The 15,857-nt window shown below is 73.8% G+C and carries 13 protein-coding genes; 9 read left to right on the top strand and 4 right to left on the bottom strand.

Annotation, left to right across the window (positions count from 1 at the left end; all coding sequences use genetic code 11):
- Window positions 1-579: 579 nt before the first annotated feature.
- From DEH69_RS09840 to DEH69_RS09830, 3 genes are all read left to right on the top strand, one after another.
- Window positions 580-1,059 (top strand): SAV_6107 family HEPN domain-containing protein, encoded by a 480-nt coding sequence (locus DEH69_RS09840; RefSeq protein ID WP_113686538.1) that lies wholly within the window; start codon window positions 580-582, stop codon window positions 1,057-1,059.
- Window positions 1,060-1,103: 44 nt separating this feature from the next.
- Window positions 1,104-1,919 carry a bifunctional 2-polyprenyl-6-hydroxyphenol methylase/3-demethylubiquinol 3-O-methyltransferase UbiG gene (locus DEH69_RS09835; protein ID WP_113686537.1) on the top strand — a complete coding sequence of 272 codons (816 nt, stop codon included), beginning with the start codon at window positions 1,104-1,106 and terminating at the stop codon, window positions 1,917-1,919.
- A 207-nt stretch (window positions 1,920-2,126) separates the two neighbouring features.
- Window positions 2,127-2,525, top strand: a complete 399-nt coding sequence (locus DEH69_RS09830) for a DUF3040 domain-containing protein (RefSeq protein WP_113686536.1) — start codon at window positions 2,127-2,129, stop codon at window positions 2,523-2,525.
- 76 nt (window positions 2,526-2,601) lie between these two features.
- Here DEH69_RS09830 and DEH69_RS09825 read toward each other — a convergent pair whose 3' ends face one another.
- The 4 genes from DEH69_RS09825 to DEH69_RS09810 all read right to left on the bottom strand — a co-directional run bounded on the left by DEH69_RS09825 (window position 2,602) and on the right by DEH69_RS09810 (window position 7,993).
- Window positions 2,602-5,040 (bottom strand): DUF3488 and transglutaminase-like domain-containing protein, encoded by a 2,439-nt coding sequence (locus tag DEH69_RS09825; protein WP_309302774.1) that lies wholly within the window; start codon window positions 5,038-5,040, stop codon window positions 2,602-2,604.
- Between the two features lie 7 nt (window positions 5,041-5,047).
- Window positions 5,048-6,355, bottom strand: a complete 1,308-nt coding sequence (locus DEH69_RS09820; RefSeq protein ID WP_113686535.1) for a DUF58 domain-containing protein — start codon at window positions 6,353-6,355, stop codon at window positions 5,048-5,050.
- Entirely contained in the window at window positions 6,355-7,347 is a 993-nt protein-coding gene (locus DEH69_RS09815) for a MoxR family ATPase (RefSeq protein WP_113686534.1), read from the bottom strand. Before DEH69_RS09815 ends, DEH69_RS09820 begins: the two co-directional genes overlap by 1 nt.
- A gap of 130 nt (window positions 7,348-7,477) precedes the next feature.
- Window positions 7,478-7,993 (bottom strand): carbonic anhydrase, encoded by a 516-nt coding sequence (locus DEH69_RS09810; protein ID WP_113686533.1) that lies wholly within the window; start codon window positions 7,991-7,993, stop codon window positions 7,478-7,480.
- Between the two features lie 203 nt (window positions 7,994-8,196).
- On the opposite strand from DEH69_RS09810, the gene rsmH reads away from it, so the two are divergent.
- The 6 genes from rsmH to mraY all read left to right on the top strand — a co-directional run bounded on the left by rsmH (window position 8,197) and on the right by mraY (window position 15,857).
- Complete coding sequence (gene rsmH, locus DEH69_RS09805; protein WP_113686532.1) at window positions 8,197-9,174, top strand: 16S rRNA (cytosine(1402)-N(4))-methyltransferase RsmH; 978 nt, start codon at window positions 8,197-8,199, stop codon at window positions 9,172-9,174.
- Complete coding sequence (locus tag DEH69_RS09800) at window positions 9,171-9,776, top strand: septum formation initiator family protein (RefSeq protein WP_113686531.1); 606 nt, start codon at window positions 9,171-9,173, stop codon at window positions 9,774-9,776. Before rsmH ends, DEH69_RS09800 begins: the two co-directional genes overlap by 4 nt.
- The gene (locus DEH69_RS09795; RefSeq protein ID WP_113686530.1) at window positions 9,773-11,644 is read left to right on the top strand and encodes a penicillin-binding protein 2; all 1,872 of its coding nucleotides are present in this window, start codon (window positions 9,773-9,775) and stop codon (window positions 11,642-11,644) included. Before DEH69_RS09800 ends, DEH69_RS09795 begins: the two co-directional genes overlap by 4 nt.
- Window positions 11,645-11,773: 129 nt before the next feature.
- Window positions 11,774-13,369, top strand: coding sequence for a UDP-N-acetylmuramoyl-L-alanyl-D-glutamate--2,6-diaminopimelate ligase (locus tag DEH69_RS09790; protein WP_181727346.1), 1,596 nt, complete (start codon window positions 11,774-11,776; stop codon window positions 13,367-13,369).
- Window positions 13,366-14,796 carry a UDP-N-acetylmuramoyl-tripeptide--D-alanyl-D-alanine ligase gene (gene murF / locus DEH69_RS09785; protein WP_113686529.1) on the top strand — a complete coding sequence of 477 codons (1,431 nt, stop codon included), beginning with the start codon at window positions 13,366-13,368 and terminating at the stop codon, window positions 14,794-14,796. The genes DEH69_RS09790 and murF overlap by 4 nt, the downstream gene beginning before the upstream one ends.
- Entirely contained in the window at window positions 14,793-15,857 is a 1,065-nt protein-coding gene (mraY, locus tag DEH69_RS09780) for a phospho-N-acetylmuramoyl-pentapeptide-transferase (protein ID WP_113686528.1), read from the top strand. Before murF ends, mraY begins: the two co-directional genes overlap by 4 nt.

Raw genomic sequence — 15,857 nt, 5'->3', positions numbered from 1 at the left:
AACGGCCCCCGAAGTGGCCGCCGTTCGGCGTGCGTCGGGAGCGGGGCACCTGAGTACCCGGTTGAGTACCCCCTGAGTAGCACGACGGAGGGAAGCGGCCGCGCGTCACGGAAGAGTGAGGCGCGGCAGAGCCCGTGGGCCGGACCGCCGACACGGGGCGGCGCAGGGCACAGGAGCTCGGCCATACCCGGGGTGGGGGAACTCACCGGGGAGCGGAGGGCGTTCCGTCATGGCCCTCCGCCCCCGGCGAGCCGGCCGCGCAGCGGCCCGAGCCCGCGCGGTCGGCCAGGCGTCGATGCCCGGCGCGAACTCCCCTTTGGGCCACGCCCTCTTCAGGCACCTCCTCCACTACCCGCGGGAGGTCACCGCGCGGTTCGGCGAGCGCCGCGCGCCACGCGCGCCCGGGGCACCACGGCTCGGTGTCCAGTCCCGGCCTTCCCACGTCAGGGCCGCTCCCGACGGATTGTCAGTGCCATGGGTCACCATGTGCACAGATGCGCAATCCGCGCGGAATCAGCACACGCTGGCTTCCACGCACGACGCTGTACGACGCGAGTGACGACTGACTGGAGGCTCGTCATGAACGGACTCCCGACCGATGTGCACCCTGTGCCGCGCCGGGCTCCCGCGCCGCCGGCCGCGCTCGACCTGCTCGCCAAGGCGGAGCGCGGCCTCGACGAGGCGGCCGCGCTCACCGACCCCGGCGAGTCCTATGTGGCCGCCCACCTCGCCGCGCTGCGCGCGGCCGCGGCCGTGCTCGCCGTCAGGGGCCGCCCCGAGCCGACGGCCCGCGGGCGGCGCCGGATCCGCGGCGTGTGGGAGGTGCTGCCCGAGATAGCCCCCGAGCTGGCCGAGTGGGGCGTGCTGTTCGCCGCGAGCGCGAAGCGGCGGGCCCGAATAGACGCGGGCATCCGGGGAGTTGTCTCTCGGGCCGACGCCGACGAGCTGGCGCGGGCCGCCGGGTTCTTCGTGCGCCTGGTGGAGGAGAAGCTGGTGCGCCAGCCGATGCTGCGCGCCGACCGCGAGCGGGGCGGGCAGGGGGAGCAGGGCGGCAAGTAGGGTGGTGAGGCCCCCGTCACGCCACACCGAGGAGCACCACCGCCATGCCGTCAGAGTCGAGGGTCAGCGCCCGAGGCGGCCCCACGCCGGGACCGCACGCCGCGCTGCGCGCCGGGGTGGCCTGGGAGGTGCTGCGCCACGCGGTCGCGCGGCGCGCCGAGGCCGCGGGGCGGCCGGTGCTCGACGTGCTCGACACCGGGGGCGGCAGCGGCAGCTTCGCCGTTCCCCTGGCCGGGCTCGGCCACCGGGTCACCGTGGTCGACCCCAGCCCCGACGCGCTCTTCGCGCTCGGGCGCAGGGCGGCCGAGGAGGGCGTCTCGTGGGACTCTGCCGATGGCGGCCGGGTCAGGGGCGTCCAGGGGGACACCCAGGACCTGCTGAGCGTCGCGGGGCGCGACGCGTTCGACGTGGTGCTGTGCCACGGCGTGCTCGAGTATGTGGAGGAGCCCGCCGCCGCGCTGGCCTCGGTGGCCGACGCGCTGCGCCGCGGCGGCGGCACGGTGAGTCTGCTGGTGGCGGGAGTGGGCGGCGCGGTGCTCTCCCGGGCGCTGGCCGGGCGTTTCTCCGAGGCCCGCAGGGCGCTCGCCGACCCGGCGGGGCGCTGGGGCGAGGCGGACCCGGTGCCGCACCGTTTCACCGTGGAGGGGCTGACGTCGCTGGTGAGCGAGGCGGGTCTGGTGCCGGGGGAGGTGCATGGCATCCGCGTCTTCGCCGATCTCGTGCCTGGCTCGCTTGTGGACACGGAGCCCGACGCTCTCGCCGCCCTGACCAGGCTCGAAGCGGAAGCCGCCCGTCAGCCGGCGTTCCGGGCGATCGCCGGGCAGCTGCATATGCTCGCCGAGCTTCCGGGCGAACTGTAGTCCAGTTCCTCGTATCATCGTGAGGGACTAGCTGGGCATGATCCGAGGTTCGCGAGGGAAGGACATTCCCAACCCCGCGGGGCTTGGTGTGCCGGGTGTGGTGGGCGAAATTGGCGTACAGGGGTGGGTTTCACAGGGCGACTTCCCTGCCTATCCTTGGAAGAGTCGGATCGGGTCGCCACCGCGACCGACGAGTAGGAGGACTCCGTGCCGCTCTCGGACCACGAGCAGCGCATGCTCGAACAAATGGAGCGAGCGCTGTACGCCGAAGATCCCAAATTCGCGACAGCGCTTGAGGGAAACGAGCTGCGCACGTACACCCGCAAGCGGGTCTACCAAGCGATTGCCGGTTTCCTTGTGGGGATCGGCCTCCTCATGGGAGGCATGGTCGCCCAGTTCATCGCCCTTAGCGTGGTGGGCTTCCTCGTGATGCTCGGTTGTGCCGTCGTCGCCGTGACCGGCTGGCGCAAGTCGCCGTCGGCGGGCGAGGGGCAGGCGCGCGGCGGGGGCGCAGGTGGCAGGCAGCGTGGCCAGAAGCAGCGCCGCTCCATGATGAACAGGATCGAGCAGCGCTGGCAGCGACGCCGTGACGCGCGCGACGACTGAGGCCGACGAGAAGCGTTGAGGGCCGCCCGGCAGGTGCCGGGCGGCCCTTCTGCGTGCCTGTCGCGCCCTGCGCCCCTCAGGCCCTGCGGCGCGTGAGCCGGGCCGTGATGCGCCCCGCCCTGGCGCGCAGGCGCCCGACGAGCGCCGCCCGCCGCTCGGAGAGCAGCCGTGTCACCCATATGGCGGAACGCGGCAGCAGGAGTGCCCGCCACCGTTCGGCCCGGCTCGCCCCGGCGCGCAGGCCCGCGGCCGCGGTGCGCACGTCATGGGCGAGCCCGCGCTCCTCGCGCCGCGCGCCCGGTGGCGCGTACAGCTCCTCCTCCACGGCCGTGGCCACGCGCAGCACGGCCGCCGCGGCCTCCTCGCCGAGCCCGGTGACCCGCACCAGCCGCTCGCCCGCCTGCCGGGGCGTCTCCCAGCTCTGCGGCGGCACGCCGTAGTCCCACGCGGTGTCCTTCAGCTCCCGCCAGGCCGCCAGCGTCCCCGCCCCCCGCGCGAGCCGCCCCGTCCTGGCCCGGGTCCGCCACAGCAGCGGACCGCCGAGCAGCGCGAGTGCCAGGCCGCCGCCGCCGAACAACAGCGCGGCCCACCACCCCGGCAGCCCGGCCTGGTCCTCGCTGTCCAGCGCGATCGGCTCCTGGGGCCCGCACGCGCCGTCCACGGCGGGGTCGCAGCGGTCTGGCGCGGTCGGCGTCGGTGTGGGCTCCTCGTCCGACGGCTCGGGCTCGGGCACCTCGGGATCCGACGGGCTGTCCTGGTCGGGCGCCGCGTAGTCGGGCCTGGTGTGGTCGGGCGCGTTGCCCTGGCCGGGCGTCGGCTCGAACCTGACCCAGCCTGTGCCCTCGAAGTACAGCTCGGGCCACGCGTGCGCGTTGTGGATGCCCACCGAGTAGGTGCCGCCCGGCATCCGCGTCCCCGGCGTGAACCCCACCGCGACCTGCGCGGGGATGTCCAACGTCCGCGCCATGGCGGCCATGGTGAACGCGAAGTGGACGCAGAATCCCTCCCTCTGCTCCAGGAAGTTGACGATCGCCTCGCTGCCGCTGCCCGACTCCACCTCGGTGTCGTAGGCGAACCCCCCCGAGCCCGTGAACCACTCCTGCAACGCCACCGCCCGCGCGTGGTTGTTCGCCGCGCCCCTGGTGACCTCGCGCGCGGTCTCCTCGACCTCGGGCGGCAGGTTGTCAGGGACCCGCGTGTAGTGCCGTGCGATGTCGGTGCGCGGCTGCGGCGCGTTGGTCAGCTGGTCGGCCGTGGGCTCGACGAGCAGGTGGTTGACCTCGTAGGTGCGCCCGCTCGCGGAGAGGCCCGAGTCGTTCGACACGAGCGTCTGGGAGCCGGTGTCGTACGACCAGTTGCCCGTGGTTTCGATCCACTCCGCCGGATACGGCACAGGCAGCGAGGACTGGGCGTAGCTCTCGGACGCCGTGATCGACGTCGTCACCTGCGAGGTCTCGACGCCGGGCGCGAGCCCGTTCACGCTCCATGGCCCGCCGGGCACCGGGTCGTGCCAGCGCGAGGAGATCCACTCCTCGCCGGTGAAGTCGTCGAGCGCGACCAGCCGCAGATACATCTCGTCGGGCGACGGGCTGTTGGTCCTGTACCGCAGGATCTCGCGGTCCGCCGGCTGGTTGAGCTGGTCCTGGAGCGCGACCACGGGGTCGACCGAGGAGACCGAGCCGCCCCCGCCCCCGGCGCCGCCCTCGCCGTCGATGTCGAGCAGCCCGCCGCCGAGCGACGGCAGCAGCGCGGGCGCGAGCGCGGCGACGCCCAGGCTCACCGCGCCGATGCGCCGCCCGGCGCGCGCCCTCGGCCCGGCGCCGAGCACCTGGTCCCGCGGCCCCATCGGCCGCCCGTGGCCGGGGCCGCCGAAGAACCTCCCCCAGGTGCCGAGCCGTTCACGCCCCTCCGCGAGCAGCAGCACCAGGTACCCGGCCGCCGCGGTCACGAAGTACGGCCAGCTCGACGCGTCCTGGGCGACGCCCGCCGCCACCGAGTAGAGCGCGAGCAGCGGCAGCCCGGCCGCGGCGGCGCTGCGCATCGGCACCGCGAGGACGTCCACGAGGAGCCCGATCAGCAGCACCCCGCCGAACACCATGAGCCTGATGCCCTCGGTCGCGGGCGCGGGCGCCACATACCGGCCGATGTCCTCGGCCCCGGCGGAGAGCAGCCGCCCGAACCGGTCGAACACCGCGGGCCCAGGCAGCAGCCCGCCGACCGCGTACTCCGCCGCCGAGACCACGGTCAGCATCAGCAGCGACGCCAGCGCCTGCACCGCGACCGTCGGCGGCATGGCCATGCCGCGCCAGCGCATCAGCACCCCGATGCCGGTCTGGGTGGCCGAGAGGACGGCGACCTGGACCATCCAGTCCGAGCCGTCGATCAGCGGCAGCAGCGCGCACGCCGCGGCGAGCGTGGCCACCCATGCCGCGCAGGCCATCCGTATCCGGCTGTCCATCCGGCTGTCCATCCGGCCGTTCATCCGCCCGTTCCATCCCTCCGGCTCGTCGGGCACCCGCGGCTCATCGCGGCCCGGTCACTCCCCGGCCCGCGGCCGCGAGCTCGAGCGCGGCCTCCTGCCACAGCCGCCCCAGCGGCACGCCCTGGTGGTGCGCGAGCGCCGTCCACCCCGCCTGTCCGAGCGCCCGCAGCCGGTCCGCCTCGTACGCCGGGTCCCACTGACCCGCGGCGAGCAGCGCGACCGCGCCGTTGGCCCGCTGCCTCAGCCGCCCCAGCACGGCGATCTGCTCGTCGTCCACGGCGCCGAGAAACGCGACCAGCAGCCCGGTGTCGCCGCCGCGAGCGCCCGCGAGCGCCCCATCGAGCCCGTCGTTGGCCGAGTGGTCGACCACCGCGAGCGCGTCCATGATCAGCCCTGTGACCTCGGCGGTGTCGGCCGTTCCGGTGTCGGGGCCCGGCATCGCGAGCCCCGCGTCGGTCACGAGCCGCGCGCCGTATCCCCGCGCCACCAGGTGGCTCACCACCGAGGCGGCCCCCGACACCGCGCGTTCGAACGCCGATTCGGGCCCGCCGCCCGCGTAGGCGCGCCGCCGCGTGTCGAGCAGCACGGTGCACCGCGCCTGGAGCGGCTGCTCCTCGCGCCGCACCATCAACGCGCCCCGGTGCGCCGTCGAGCGCCAGTGCACGCGCCGCAGGTCGTCGCCGTGCCGGTAGTCGCGCGGAATGATGTCGTCGTCGCCCGCCACCGCGATGACGCGCTGCCTGCCGTCCCCGTGCCCGCCCGCGTCGCCGCCGAGCCGCACCGGCGGCAGCGACTCGATCCGCGGCAGCACGGTCATTACGTCGTACGCGTGGAACGACCGGCTCAGCTCCACCATCCCGAACGGGTCGGCGAGCCGCAGCTGCAAGGGCCCCAGCGGGTAACGCCCCCGCAGGTCCGAGCGGATCCGGTACGTCACCTCGCGCCGCCCGCCCGGCTCGATCCGGTCGAGCACGAACCTCGGCCTCGGCCCCAGCACATAGGGCACCCGGTCCTGGAGCAGCAGCAGCCCGCTGGGCAGGCGCGCGACGTTCTCTACGCGCAGGTGCACCCGCGCCTCGCTGCCCGCGCCCACCCGGGCGGGCGAAAGGCGCCGCGCCGCCGCCACCCCGCTGCGGGTGCCGTGCAGCACCAGCACGCACAGCACGGGCAGCGCGGCGAGCAGCATCCCCACCCGCAGCAGGTCGGGCTGCCCCAGCAGGTACGCGCACGCCGCCGCCGCGCCCCCGGCCGCGAGGAACGACCGGCCGCGCGTGGTCAACCCGGCGAACGCCGCCCGCAGCGGCCCCCGGTCGTCCTCCGCTCCCGCGGGCGGCCGGTCCCGGGACATCAGTAGCCCCGCAGGCGCTGGGCGGCGTAGGGGTCCGGCACCGAGGTTCGGCGCAGGATGTCGGTCACGAACTGCTCGGTGGTGTGCCGGTTCAGCTGGGCCTGCGCGCTCGGCAGCAGCCGGTGGGCCAGCACGGGCACCGCGAGCTGCTGGATGTCGTCGGGCAGCACGAAGCCGCGCCCGGCGAGCGCCGCCGCGGCCTTGGCCGCCCGCACCAGGTGGAGCGTCGCGCGCGGGGACGCCCCGAGCCGCAGCTCGGGGTGGCCGCGGGTGGCCGCGGTGAGGTCGACGGCGTAACGCCGCACCGCGTCCGACACGTGCACCTCGCGCACGGCCTCGATCAGCTTGATCACGTCGCTCGCGTGCGCCGCGGGCCGCAGCGACGCGAGCGGCGACACGCCCCCGTGCGACTCCAGCATCCGCAGCTCCGCCTCGGCGCTCGGATAGCCGACCGAGACCCGCGCCATGAAACGGTCACGCTGCGCCTCGGGCAGCGGGTACGTCCCCTCCATCTCCACGGGGTTCTGCGTCGCGATCACCATGAAGGGGCGCGGCAGCTCGTAGGTGCGCCCGTCCGCCGTGACCTGGCGCTCCTCCATCGACTCGAGCAGCGCCGACTGCGTCTTGGGCGAGGCGCGGTTGATCTCGTCGCCGATGACGATCTGCGCGAACACCGCCCCCGGCTTGAACTCGAACTCCTTGCGCTGCTGGTCGAAGACGCTGACCCCGGTGATGTCGGTGGGCAGCAGATCCGGCGTGAACTGGATGCGCTGCACCGAGCAGTCGATCGACTTCGCCAGCGCCTTGGCCAGCATCGTCTTGCCGACCCCCGGCACGTCTTCGAGCAGCAGGTGCCCCCCGGCGAGCAGCACCGTCAGCGAGAGCCGTACGACCTCCGGCTTCCCCTCGATCACGCTCTCCACCGCGCGGCGCACCTGCTCCGCCGTGGCGCTCAGATCGGTGAGGTTGGTCTGCTCCTCATAGGTCGTCACCCGGCCCTCCTCGGCCCCATTTGCCATGCCAGGCCCGGCGTGCCGCCGGGCCGTGTCGATCAACCGGACACCGATTCCGAACCGGACGGTTGCCTCCCCGCAGCATTCTTCACACTGCCAGGGCCGCCCGTCACTGGACCGGCGTGCCCGCGGGGTCGATCTCCCGCAACAGCCCGGTCGTCACGTCGAACACAAAGCCGCGTACGTCATCAGTGTGCGGGAGAAAGGGGGAGGTGCGCACGCGGGCCATTGACTGGCGCACGTCCTGGTCGAGGTCGTGGAACGACTCCAGCGCCCAGTTCGGCCGCTGACCGACCTCGAGCTCGAGCTCGTGCCTGAAGTCCTCGCTCAGGCCGAGCAGCCCGCACCCCGTGTGGTGGATCAGCACCACGGCGCGGGTCTGGAGAAGCCGTTGACTGATGGTCAGGGAGCGGATCACGTCGTCGGTGACCACACCGCCGGCGTTCCTGATGGTGTGGCAGTCGCCCAGCGCGAGGCCCAGGGCCTCGTGCAGGTCGAGCCTGGCGTCCATGCAGGCGACGATCGCCACCTTGCGCACTGGTCTGGCGTCCATTCCCGGATCGGTGAACGCCTCGGCGTAGCGTTCGTTGGCCCGGAGAAGCTCATCGGTGACCGTCTGCGTCATATCTGTGACGTTAATACGAGCGCCACTGAGGCGTCTCCCCGGGACGAGTGATGCGGGTCACAGCTTCCTGGCGCATCCTGGGGTCGGTCCGGTGACCGCGGAAACCGGTGGGCTAGTGTGACGCGCACCGGGAGGCGTGCACCAGGCCACTGTTTCCGCCCGTCATTCGCCCGTCACCTGTCTCACCTCCCCCCGGAAGGCACATGACGACCAGCAACGACCGGCCGCCGGAGGCCCGGCACCGCCCCGTCATGCTCAGGCGCTGCCTCGAGCTGCTCGGCCCGGCGCTGCGTGCCCCGGGGGCGGTGGCGGTCGATTGCACCCTCGGCCTCGGCGGGCACAGCGAGGCGCTGCTCACCGCGTTCCCCGGGGCCCGCCTCGTCGCCCTCGACCGCGACCCCGAGGCGCTGCGGCTGGCCGGCGAGCGCCTTGCCCCGCACGGCGACCGCGCCACCCTCGCGCACGCCGTCTACGACGAGCTGCCCGACGTCCTCGCGCGCCTAGGCGTCACCCGAGTGGCCGCCGTGCTCTTCGATCTCGGCGTCTCGTCGATGCAGCTCGACGAGGCCGACCGCGGCTTCGCCTACGCCCGCGACGCCCCCCTCGACATGCGGATGGACCAGTCGAAGGGCCCGAGCGCCGCCGACGTCCTCAACACCTACCCCCCGGGCGAGCTGGTCCGCGTCCTGCGCGCCTACGGCGAGGAGCGCAACGCCCGCCGCATCGTCGACGCCATCGCCAAGGAGCGCCGCCGCGAGCCGCTGACCTCCACAGCCCGGCTCGTCACCCTCATCCGCGACGCCCTGCCCCAGGCCGCCAAGCGCACCGGCGGCAACCCCGCCAAGCGCACCTTCCAGGCCCTGCGCATCGAGGTCAACGGCGAGCTGCGCGCGCTCGAACGCGCCCTGCCCGCCGCCATCGACGCCCTCGCCGTGGGCGGCCGCGTCGCGGTCCTTTCGTACCACTCGCTCGAGGACCGGCTGGTCAAGCGGGCCCTGGCCGAGGGCGCCGGATCGACGGCCCCGCCCGGGCTGCCCGTCATCCCCGAGCAGTACCAGCCGCGCCTGCGCCTGCTGACCCGCGGCGCGGAGCAGCCGGACGCGGAGGAGCTGGCCGAGAACAGCCGCGCCGCCCCCGCCCGCCTGCGCGCCGCGGAACGCGTCAGGGAGGCCGTCCCATGAGCCGTTCCCGAGGCCCCGGGCCCCAGACGCGGCTGACCCGCCTCGCCGGACTGGTGCCCAACCGTTCCTCGTCCGCAGCCCGCACCCCGTTCGTCCTGCTCGTGGTGGCGCTGCTCGGCCTCGGCATGATCGCCCTGCTGTTCCTCAACGCCTCGCTCAACCAGGGCTCGTTCGAGCTGAGCGAGCTGCGCAGGGAGACCCGCGAGCTGACCGACGAGGGTCAGGAGCTCCAGGCCGAGGTGGACGGGCACGCGGCCCCCGACGCGCTGGCCGAGCGCGCCCGCGAGCTTGGCCTCGTCCCGGCCGGGCCGCCCGCGTTCATCGGCCCCGACGGCACCGTGCTCGGCGAGGCCGAGCCCGCCCCCACGCCCACGCCGGAGCCCGACGACGAAGCGGCCGAGGGCGGCGACGCGGCCAACGGCGGTGATCCGGGGGACGCTTCGGAGGAACGCCCCGAGATCGCCCCGCAGTCGGGCGACCTCGTCCCCGTGGTCCCCGCGCCTCCGGGACCGCCCGCGCCATCGACCGCGCCCACCGAGCCCACCGCGCCCACCGAGCCCACCGCGACGCCGGGGGCGCCCCGACCGGGGGAGACCTCATGACCGCGCCAAGGCCGCCGCAGCCGCGCCGTTCCCGCCCCGACGGCCCCGCGTTGCGCCTGGGCTCCCCACGCCCCAGGCTGCGCCTGATCGGCCTGGCGCTGACGCTCATCATGGTGGCGTTCTCCGTGCGGCTGCTCCAGGTCCAGGCCGTCGGCGCCTCCTCGTACACCGCGCAGGCCACCGTCAACCGCTATGTCACCGTCCCGCTGACCGCCGAGCGCGGCGACATCACCGACCGCGACGGCGCCGCCCTGGCCACCACCGTGGACGCGTACGACATCACCGCCGACCCGCTCCTCTTCTCCGAGGAGGAGACCGGCATCCCCGACGCCCCCGAGCGCGCCGCCGCGCTGCTCGCCCCGATCCTCGGCAGGGACGCCGCCGAGCTGACCGACCTGCTCGACGACCCCGACTCGCGCTACGCCGTGCTCGCCCGCGAGCAACTCCCCGCCGTCTGGCGGCAGATCCAGGACCTGCGCGCCAACCTCGCCGAGCAGGAGGCCAAGGGCACGGGCGAGCAGGTGCTCTCCGGCGTCTTCGCCGAGGAGAACTCCAAGCGCGTCTACCCCAACGCCGACCTCGCCGCCGCCGTTCTCGGCTTCGTCAACGGCGAGGGCGTGGGCGGCGGCGGCCTCGAGGCGCAGCTCGACGACCAGCTCTCGGGCGAGGACGGCGACATCACCTACGCCCAGTCCGGCGGCCGCCGCATCCCCACCGCCGAGGAGACGGAGAACCCCGCCGTCCCCGGCACCGATGTCGAGCTGACCCTCGACCGCGACATCCAGTGGGCCGCGCAGCACGCCATCGAGGCCCAGGTCGAGGAGTCGGCGGCGGACAGCGGCTATGTCGTCGTCCAGGACACCACCACGGGCGAACTCCTCGCCCTGGCGAGCGCCCCCGGCTACGACCCCAACGACCTGACGGCCGTCGACGGCCAGGGCCTGGGCAACCCCGCGCTCCAGGACGCGTTCGAGCTCGGCTCCACCAGCAAGGTCATCACCATGGCCGCCGTCCTGGAGGAGGAGGCGGCCACCAGCGACACGCACGTCACCGTGCCCAACCGCCTCCCGCGCGCCGACCGCAGCTTCGCCGACCACGAGGAGCACGAGACGCTCTACCTCACCCTCGCCGGCGTCCTGGCCCAGTCGAGCAACATCGGCACGATCCTCGCGGCCGAGGAGCTGGGCGACACCCAGTCCGAGGCCAACGAGGTGCTTCACTCCTATCTGCGGGCCTTCGGCTTCGGCAGCCCCACCGGGCTCGGCTTCCCCGGCGAGACCCCCGGCATCCTCGCCGACCCCGAGGACTGGAACGCCTCGCAGCAGTACACGATCCCGTTCGGCCAGGGCCTGTCCGTCAACGCCGTGCAGGCCGCGTCCGTCTACTCCACGCTCGCGGGCGGCGGCGAGCGCGTCACCCCGACCCTGGTGCGCGGCACCACGGGCCCCGACGGCGAGTACAGGTCCGCGCCCGAGCCCGAACGCCAGCGCGTGGTGAGCCAGGACACCGCGACCGAGCTGACGCGCATGCTGGAGACCGTGGTCGCGAGCCCTGACGGCACCGGCGCTGCCGCCCGCATCCCCGGCTACCGCGTCGCGGGAAAGACCGGTACCGCCAACCGGGTGGACCCCGAGACGGGCGTCTACGACGGCTACACCTCGTCGTTCGCCGGGTTCGCCCCCGCCGACGACCCCCGCGTCACCGTCTACTGCGTCGTCCAGAACCCCACGGACGGCCCCTACACCGGCAGCGAGGTCTGCGGTCCCGTCTTCAACGAGGTCATGCGCTTCTCCCTGGCCGCCCTCGAGGTCCCGCCCACCGGCTCGGAGTTCGAGGGACTGCCGATCACGTTCGACCCCGACGCCTGACCACCCCGCAGGCACGACGACCCCGCACCACCCCCGCACCACAGAGCGGAGCACAGGCACGTGAGAACCATCACCGACGGGTCAACCTCGTTTCGCTCCGGCACGCCCCAGCCCGGTACGCTCACCGCCGTGCCACTCGCTGATCAATCACCGCGCCGCCCGGCGCATGTGAGGCCCGTGCCCCTGGCGGAGCTGGTCGCGCTCCTCGACCGCCCCGAGCTCTCCGGCGTCGAGGCTCCGGGCGGCGAGCAGCCCGTCACCGGGATCACCCACGACTCACGCGCCGTCATCCCCGGCGACCTCTACGCCGCGCTCCCCGGCGCCCGCTTCCACGGCGCCGACTTCGCCGCCCAGGCCGCCAGCCTCGGCGCGGTCGCCGTGCTCACCGACCCCGGCGGCGCCGAGCGCGCCGCGGTCACCGGGCTCCCGGTCCTCACCGTGCCCGAGCCGCGCGCCGTGATGGGCGGCCTGGCCGCCGCGATCTTCGACGAGCCCGGGCGCGACCTGCTCCAGATCGGCATCACCGGCACCTCGGGCAAGACCACCACCGCCTACCTGGTCGAGGGCGGCCTGCGCCACGCGGCCAAGGACGGCGAGGAGACCGGCCTCATCGGCACGGTCGAGACCCGCGTCGCGGGCGAGCGCCTGGCGTCCGAACGCACCACCCCCGAGGCCACCGAGCTCCAGGCCCTCTTCGCCGTCATGCGCGAGCGCGGCGTCCGCTCCGTCGCCATGGAGGTCTCGAGCCACGCGCTGGCCCTCGGCCGCGTCGACGGCTGCGTGTTCGATGTCGCCGTCTTCACCAACCTCAGCGCCGAACACCTCGACTTCCACCCGGACATCGAGGACTACTTCCTCACCAAGGCGCGCCTGTTCACCCGCGCCCGCGCGCGGCTCGGCGTGGTCAACCTGGACGACGAACACGGCCGCAGGCTGCTCGGGCTCTCCGAGGTCCCGGTCACCACGTTCTCCGCCGAGGGCCACCCCGACGCCGACTGGCGCGCCGATGACGTGGAGATCGGCCCGCTCGGCTCGACGTTCACCGCGCTCGGCCCCGAGGGCGCCCGCGTGCGGGCCACCGCCCCGCTGCCGGGCCCGTTCAACGTCGCCAACGCCCTCGCCGCCGTCGCGGCCCTCGCCGTCGCGGGCATCGACCCCCAGACCGCGGCCGACGGCGTCGCCGCGGTGCCCGGCGTCCCTGGGCGGCTCGAACGGGTCGACGCGGGACAGCCGTTCCTCGCCGTGGTCGACTACGCCCACAAGCCCGACGCCGTGGAGTCCGTGCTCTACGCCCTGCGCAAGGTGACCAGGGGCAGGCTGCACGCCGTGCTCGGCTGCGGCGGCGACCGCGACCCGCACAAGCGCCCGCGCATGGGCGCCGCCCTGGCCCGGCTGTCCGACACCGCCGTGCTCACCTCGGACAACCCCCGCTCCGAGGACCCGCTCGCCATCCTGGCCGCCATGCTCGCGGGTGCCGCCGATGTGCCCGCCCACGAGCGCGGCACCGTGCTGGTGGAGGAGGACCGCGCGGCCGCCATCGCCGCCGCCGTCGCCCGCGCCGAGCCGGGCGACACCGTCCTGGTCGCGGGCAAGGGCCACGAGCGCGGCCAGGACATCGCCGGAGTCATCCGGCCCTTCGACGACCGAGAGGAGCTGCGCGCGGCCATCGAGCGCGGCTCGCAAGCCCCAAGACATCCCGACGCCAGGCGAGGCCCGTTGCAGTGATCCCCCTTTCCGTTGCTGAGCTCATCACGGTCGTGCGGGGAGAGCCGCATGACATACCGGAGTCACCACCCCGCGTCACCGGGCCCGTGGTCATCGACTCCAGGCTGGCCGAGCCCGGCTCACTCTTCGCCGCGCTGCCGGGCGAACGCGTCGACGGCCACGACTTCGCCGCCGCCGCCGTCGCCGCGGGCGCCGCCGTGGTGCTCGCCACCCGCCCCGTCGGCGTGCCCGCCGTGCTCGTCGACGACGTCACCGCGGCGCTCGGCGCCCTCGCCCGGCACACCGTCAAGGACCTGGGCGCCACCCTTGTCGCGCTCACCGGCTCCGCGGGCAAGACCAGCACCAAGGACCTCATCGCCCAGCTGCTCGAGCGCACCGCCCCCACCATCTGGCCGCCCGGCTCCCTGAACAACGAGATCGGCCTGCCGCTGACCGCCCTGCGCGCCGGGGAGGCCACCCGCTTCCTCGTGCTCGAGATGGGCGCCCGCGGCATCGGCCACATCCGCTACCTCACGTCGCTCACCCCGCCGCGCATCGGCGTGGTCCTCAACGTCGGCTCCGCGCACATCGGGGAGTTCGGCTCGAGAGAGGCCATCGCGCAGGCCAAGGGCGAGCTCGTCGAGGCGCTGCCGCCGGCCGCCGAAGGCGGCGTCGCCGTGCTCAACGCCGACGACCCGCTGGTGCGCGCCATGGCCAGCCGCACCGCCGCCAGGACGCTGCTCTTCGGCGAGGCCGACGACGCCGACGTCCGCGCCGCGCACGTGCGGCTGACACCACGGGGACGGCCGGCGTTCGAGCTGCATACCCCCACCGGGTGCGCCGATGTGACCCTGCGCCTGTACGGTGAGCACCATGTGTCGAACGCGCTTGCCGCGGCGGCTGTTGCGCATGAGGTAGGCATGTCCGCCGCGGACATCGCCGAAACCCTGACGGAGGCCGCGCCGCTCTCGAAGTGGCGGATGGAGGTCACCGAACGGTCCGACGGCGTCACCGTGGTCAACGACGCCTACAACGCCAACCCCGAGTCGATGCGCGCCGCGCTGCGCGCGCTCGTCGCCATGGGCGACGCCGCGAAGGCACGGGGCGGGCGCACCTGGGCGGTGCTCGGCGCGATGGCCGAGCTCGGGGAGGACGCGCTGGCCGAGCACGACGCCGTCGGGCGGCTGGTCGTCCGGCTCAACGTGAGCAGGCTCGTGTCCGTCGGCGGCCAGGAGGCCGCGTGGCTGGACATGGGCGCCAAGAACGAGGGTTCGTGGGGTGAGGAGTCGGTGCACGTGTCCGACGCTCAGGCGGCGGTCGAGCTGCTGCGCAGGGAGCTGAGGCCGGGAGATGTCGTGCTGGTCAAGGCGTCCCGCGCGGTGGGCCTGGAGGAAGTCGCCACCCGGCTGACGGGCGACGGCGTCGATGGCGAGGTCGCCGCCCGATGAGGCAGATCCTCTTCTCCGGCGCGATCGGACTCTTCCTGACCCTGATCGGCACGCCGCTGCTGATCAAGCTGCTGGCCCGCAAGGGCTACGGCCAGTACATCAGGGACGACGGCCCGAGGGACCACCACAGCAAGCGCGGCACCCCGACCATGGGCGGCATCGCGTTCATCCTGGCGACCCTGATCGCCTACGCCCTCACCAAGGTCATCACCAGCGAACAGCCCAGCATCTCGGGCCTGTTGGTGCTCTTCCTGATGGCGGGCATGGGCCTGGTCGGCTTCCTCGACGACTACATCAAGATCGTCAGGCGGCGCAGCCTGGGCCTGCGCGCCGGCGCGAAGATGCTCGGGCAGTTCATCGTGGGCGTGACGTTCGCGATCCTGTCCCTGAACTTCGCCGACGCCCGCGGGCTCACCCCGGCGTCCACGCACCTGTCGTTCACCCAGGACTTCTCCTGGACCATCGGCCCCGTGCTGTTCGTGCTGTGGGCGCTGTTCATGATCCTGGCCATGTCCAACGGCGTGAACCTCACCGACGGCCTCGACGGCCTCGCCACGGGCGCCTCGGCGATGGTGTTCGGCGCGTATGTCTTCATCGGCGTCTGGCAGTACGGCCAGACGTGCGCCGACCCGGTCACCGCGGGGGCGTCCTGTTACGAGGTACGCGATCCGCTCGACGCCGCGGTGGTGGCCGCCGCGCTCATGGGCGCGCTCTTCGGCTTCCTGTGGTGGAACACCTCACCGGCCAAGATCTTCATGGGCGACACCGGCTCACTCGCGCTGGGCGGCGCGCTCGCCGGGCTCGCCATCGTCTCGCGCACCGAGCTGCTCGTCGCGGTGCTCGGCGGCCTCTTCGTCCTGATCACCATGTCCGTGGTCATCCAGGTCGGCTCGTTCCGGCTGACCGGGCGGCGCGTGTTCAAGATGGCGCCGCTCCAGCACCACTTCGAGCTCAAGGGCTGGAGCGAGGTGCTGGTCGTCGTGCGGTTCTGGATCATCCAGGGCATGTGCGTCATCGTCGGCATCGGCATCTTCTACGGCACATGGGTGGCGGACTGGTGA

Source organism: Streptomyces sp. PT12, assembly GCF_003311645.1.
Lineage (GTDB): Bacteria > Actinomycetota > Actinomycetes > Streptomycetales > Streptomycetaceae > Streptomyces.
Note: the sequence above shows the minus strand (reverse complement) of the source record. Positions and strands in the feature narration are given on the sequence as shown.

Excerpts from the sequence above, each read along its gene's own strand:
- DEH69_RS09795 (WP_113686530.1), top strand. The coding sequence starts at position 9,773 with ATGACCGCGCCAAGGCCGCCGCAGCCGCGCCGTTCCCGCCCCGACGGC.
- rsmH (WP_113686532.1), top strand. The coding sequence starts at position 8,197 with ATGACGACCAGCAACGACCGGCCGCCGGAGGCCCGGCACCGCCCCGTC.
- DEH69_RS09800 (WP_113686531.1), top strand. The coding sequence starts at position 9,171 with ATGAGCCGTTCCCGAGGCCCCGGGCCCCAGACGCGGCTGACCCGCCTC.
- DEH69_RS09840 (WP_113686538.1), top strand. The coding sequence starts at position 580 with ATGAACGGACTCCCGACCGATGTGCACCCTGTGCCGCGCCGGGCTCCC.
- DEH69_RS09820 (WP_113686535.1), bottom strand. The coding sequence starts at position 6,355 with ATGTCCCGGGACCGGCCGCCCGCGGGAGCGGAGGACGACCGGGGGCCG.
- DEH69_RS09810 (WP_113686533.1), bottom strand. The coding sequence starts at position 7,993 with ATGACGCAGACGGTCACCGATGAGCTTCTCCGGGCCAACGAACGCTAC.
- DEH69_RS09835 (WP_113686537.1), top strand. The coding sequence starts at position 1,104 with ATGCCGTCAGAGTCGAGGGTCAGCGCCCGAGGCGGCCCCACGCCGGGA.
- mraY (WP_113686528.1), top strand. The coding sequence starts at position 14,793 with ATGAGGCAGATCCTCTTCTCCGGCGCGATCGGACTCTTCCTGACCCTG.